The following is a 4,471-nucleotide window of genomic DNA, read 5'->3' on the forward strand; positions in this document are numbered from 1 at the left end:
AAGCAGCTGGCTGGTCCGCGCCGGTGTCCTCGTCCGCCGGCGTGATGACCTCGGCGGGTACCGGCGTGTTGCGAATCTCCTCGATCTCTTCGGGTGCCTCCACGGACACGCTCGGCAGTAGGTGATCCAGCCAGCGTGGCAGCCACCAGTTCGCCTTCCCGAACAGGTGCATGAGCGCCGGCACGAGCAGGGCGCGGACGACGAAGGCGTCGATCAGTACGGCCACCGCGAGTCCCATGCCGAACAGTTTGATCACTCGGTCGTCCGCGAGGGTGAAGGACGCGAAGACCACCGTCATGATGGCGCCCGCGGCCGTGATCACCCGTCCCGTCTCGGCCTGGCCGAGGGAGACCGCGATCCGGTTGTCCCGCCGGACCAGCCACTCCTCGTGCATCCGGCTCACCAGGAACACCTCGTAGTCCATGGACAAGCCGAACAGGATGGCGAACAGCATCACCGGCAGGAACGGCTCTATCGGCCCGCCCTTGACCCCGACGATCCCCGCGAACCATCCCCACTGGAAGATCGCGACGATGACACCGAACGCCGAGCCGACCGCCAGCAGGTTCATCACCGATGCGGTCAGCGGGACGATGACACTACGGAACACCGCCACGAGCAGGCTGAAGGCCAGGGCCACGACCACGCCGATGAACAACGGGAGTTTGCTCGTCAGCACGTCGGAGAAGTCCTGGAAGGTCGCGGTCGTGCCACCCACCTTGACGTCCAGGGCGCTGCCCTCGGTCGCCTGCGGGATGATCGTTCCCCGTAGTCGCTTGAGCAACGCCGCGGTTTGTGCGTCCTGTGGGCTGGTCGTCGGGAACACCGCCACCGTCGCGGCCTCACCGTTGGGGCTCGATCGCGGCGGGGTGACGAACGCGATACCGGGCACGGTGCGCAGTGCGGTCACGACCGCCTCGAGAGCATTCGTGTCAGCGGGGGAGTGGATCGCGGCGACGAGGGTGAACGGGCCGTTGAAGCCCGGCCCGAATCCGCTGGCGAGAAGATCATATGCGCGTCGGGAGGTCCGCGACGGCGAGCCGTTGCCCTCGTCGCCGCTACCGAGCCGGAGGGCGAAGAACGGCAGCGCAGTGATCAGAATCAGAATGGCGGACACCGTCGCGTACAGGGCCGGGCGCCGTTCGATCCGCCGTGCCGAACGCCACCAGAATCCGGACGGATGGGCGGGTTCCGGGCCCTTGTGGGTGAGCTGGACGCGTTCGGCCCGACCGAGCACCTTCATCCCGTAGAAGCTGAGCAGCGCTGGCAACAGGGTCACCGCGGTGGCCATGGTCAGCGAGACGGTGAGGGTCGCGGAGATCGCGACGCCGTAGAGGAACGTCACACCGAGGGCGTACATACCGAGCAGGGCGATGCACACGGTGAGCCCCGCGAACAGGACGGCCCGGCCGGACGTGTTGATCGCGGTGACGGCTGCTTCCTCCGGCGTCTTGCCCGCTCGTAGGCCGATACGGTGCCGGTTGACGATGAACAGGGCGTAGTCGATGCCCACGCCCAGGCCGATCAGGGTCGCCAGCGTCGGTCCGAACTGGGCGATGGACATCACATGGGACACCAGGCCGATGCAGGCCATCCCGACGCCGAGGGCGATGACCGCGGCCACCAGGGGCAGCGTCATCGCAAGCAGGGTCCCGAACGCGATGAACAGGATGATCGCAGCGGCTACGACGCCGAGTAGTTCGCTCGTGTTCTGCTGGGGCTGTTCCACAATGGACACCGCGGTGCCGGACAGTTCCACCTGGAGCGCCCCGCCATCGGCCGCGCGGGCGGTGTCTATGATCGCCTTGAGCTCGTCGCGGGGGATCTCAACCGCCTGGTCGTCCAGCGCGACGGTGGCGAATGCCGTTGTTCCATCCCTGGTGAACTGCTCCGCGCCCCGCGGCTCGAACGGGCTTGTCACGTCGACGACACGGGGGAGGTCGGCAACCCGCTGGAGCATCGCCGTGGCGTCCGCTTCGACGACAGGGTTGTAGAGGGTGCCGGAGCGGGCGTGCAGCACGACGCTGGTGGTCTCGCCGGATGCGGCGGGGAACTCCCGTTTGAGCAGGTCGATAGCCTGCTGCGACTCGGTTCCGGGGAGTGAGAAGTTGTTCTTGTAGTCCGTACCGGCGGCATAGGCGGCCCCACCGAATCCGAGCAGGGCGCCAAACCACAAGAGTAGGACGATCCAGCGGTGACGGAAGCACCAACGCGCGAGCGATGCCACGGGTTTCCCCCCGGTCTGGGCCGATGGACGGGTCAGGGTCAACGTGCGGTCGGAGAGCGCGCGATCGTGGTTCTTTTCGCGCGCTCGCAGGCCCGGTGGGTCTGGATGCGTGGTCGGAGAGCGCGCGATCGTGGTTCTTTTCGCGCGCTCGCAGGCCCTGCAGGTCTGGACGTGGGACCGGCAACAGGAGCTTCGGGCAGGCGGCGATCCCCGGCCCGCGGCCTCGGTCTCCTCCGCTTGGATCTCCGCTTGCTGGTCCGCCGCCCCTGCTGACGGGCGCTCTGAACGATCGGTCGGTCGGGGTAGTTTACCGAACGGTCAGTAGACGTGGATCTGCATGGGGCGAGGGTATAGGTTCTTCGCTACCGACCTCCCGGTGAGAGGGGTGTGGGGCGACGATGTCCGGCCGTGCACCGCGCGCTAACGCGGTGGACACGCGCGACCGGATTCTCGCTGTCGCTGTGCAGCTCTTCAACGAGCAAGGCTACGCTGGGACATCGATTCGTGACATTGCGGAGCGGCTCAGTATGACGAAAGCCGCTCTCTACTACCACTTCGCGTCCAAGGACATGATTCTGGACGCAGTAGTGCAGCCGTTCGTAGAGGCGTTCGGTCATGTGAGGGATCTCTCGCGCGTTGATCCGCCGGCTTCGGCGCGGACGATCATTGAGAGTCTGGTCGAGGCGATGGCAGGGCCGGGTGCTGTGCTGTTCGCCTTCGTCAACGATCCGTCGGTGATCCATCGACAGATCGGTAAGGGTGACATCGCATCTCACCAGGATGCGATTGTGACTGCTCTCGCTGGTCCTGATCCCACTCCGTTACGGCTCCTGCGGGCGCGTTGTGCCGTGGGGTGCGTGCAGGCCGGTATCCTCGGGACCGCGCTGGCACGGCGAGCTCTGGCGCATGCCGGTGCCGGCCCGACCGGCGCGACGGGCAAAGGGGGGACGCATTCGGTGTCGGTTGGTGACGACGTCACCGAGCCGCTGGTTCCCGACGACGTCCGGCGGGAGGTCGTCGAAGCCGCCCTCGCCGCGCTCGGTTGCTAAGAGCGGCCGGCGGACGGCGTTCTGCGACCGGGGCGCGGCGTCACGGGTGACCTTTCGGCACTGGTGGAGTAACGTCCGGATAGTGCTTCGGTCACGTTACGTGCTCGCCCTGGTAGCCGTGCCGCTTGCCGGCACAGCCGCCTGCCTGACCACGGCGCGGGTTTCCGACGCGCACGGCGGGCAGATGGCGACACGGAAGGTACGGGTCGGCACGGTGACCCTCACCGCGGAGGTCGCGGACACGCCGACGCTGCGTGCGCGTGGCCTCATGGGCCGTACGTCGCTGCCCGCCGAGACCGGGATGCTCTTCGTCTTCAACGGTGAGGCCTCGGACGGCTTTTACATGTACCGGACGTTGCTGCCCCTGTCGATCGCCTTCGTCAGGTCGGGGCGGGTTGTCACGGTTCGTGAGATGACACCGTGTTCCGAGGTCGACTCACAACGTTGCGAGATCTATCGTGCCGACTCGGCCTACACCGAAGCCGTCGAAGCGCCGGAGGGTACCTTCAGAAACGCCGGCACGCGTCCAGGGGACATGATCGAATTCGACTAGTCACATCCAGTTATCCAGGGGCCTTGGCCTTCGGCGGCGCGAAAAACCATGATCGCGCAGCCTTTGGCCCTATAGTGCGGCGGCGTGTCGGTGATGCAAAATCGATGTTCCGATGTGAGAAGACCTACAAAGCGACAATCCTATTTTGGGTGAATGCCGACGGGATGCCATGTAGTGCTTGCAGTGTGGATCCGTCGGTGACGTGACGGGTCCGACAAGGCTTTCGGCCTGGTGTCGTCCAGCTGACGATGGACGTTCCGGCCGTGGGGCGATGAAATAGGGCTAGGCCGAACGTGGCCGACCGTTTGTCGCCAGCGCTGTCGACACCCAGGTTCCGAAGGCCTGACCGCGACCGTCTCCCATCCCGGGAGGAGGCGACCACCGCGCGACCGGAGGGTTTTGTTGTGCACACACCGGCCCGTCCCACTGTTCCGGACAGCCGTTTGCACGTTGTCGCCGAGCCGTCCCGTTTCGGGGGCAGCCGGGGGTGGCCGCCCAAGACTGCGATCGTCACCGGCGCCAGCAGCGGCATCGGCAGGGAGGCTGCGCTGCTTCTGGCCGCGATGAACTGTCAGGTCCTGCTGGTCGGTCGTAACGGCGTGGCGCTTGACGAGGTTGCGGCATCGACAGAGGGCCACCGGA

General features: G+C 66.5%; 4 protein-coding genes. 3 read left to right on the forward strand and 1 reads right to left on the reverse strand.

Translation table 11 applies throughout. The annotated features are described in order from the left end of the window. On the reverse strand, nt 1-2,227 hold a 2,227-nt coding region (locus U9977_RS25535; protein ID WP_322751831.1), incomplete at its 3' end, for an MMPL family transporter. A 398-nt stretch (nt 2,228-2,625) separates the two neighbouring features. On the opposite strand from U9977_RS25535, the gene U9977_RS25540 reads away from it, so the two are divergent. The 3 genes from U9977_RS25540 to U9977_RS25550 form a co-directional block, all read left to right on the forward strand. Next, nucleotides 2,626-3,276 carry a TetR/AcrR family transcriptional regulator gene (locus U9977_RS25540; protein ID WP_322751832.1) on the forward strand — a complete coding sequence of 217 codons (651 nt, stop codon included), beginning with the start codon at nt 2,626-2,628 and terminating at the stop codon, nt 3,274-3,276. A gap of 82 nt (nt 3,277-3,358) precedes the next feature. Next, a complete protein-coding gene (locus U9977_RS25545; protein WP_322751833.1) occupies nt 3,359-3,829 on the forward strand; it encodes a DUF192 domain-containing protein in 471 nt (156 codons plus the stop codon). Between the two features lie 404 nt (nt 3,830-4,233). Then, nucleotides 4,234-4,471: SDR family NAD(P)-dependent oxidoreductase (locus U9977_RS25550; RefSeq protein ID WP_416210780.1), on the forward strand; the 238-nt coding region annotated here is incomplete at its 3' end.

Origin of the sequence: Protofrankia sp. Cas8, assembly GCF_963555845.1 — a bacterium.
Classification (GTDB): domain Bacteria; phylum Actinomycetota; class Actinomycetes; order Frankiales; family Frankiaceae; genus Protofrankia.

Excerpts from the sequence above, each read along its gene's own strand:
- U9977_RS25540 (WP_322751832.1), top strand. The coding sequence starts at position 2,626 with ATGTCCGGCCGTGCACCGCGCGCTAACGCGGTGGACACGCGCGACCGG.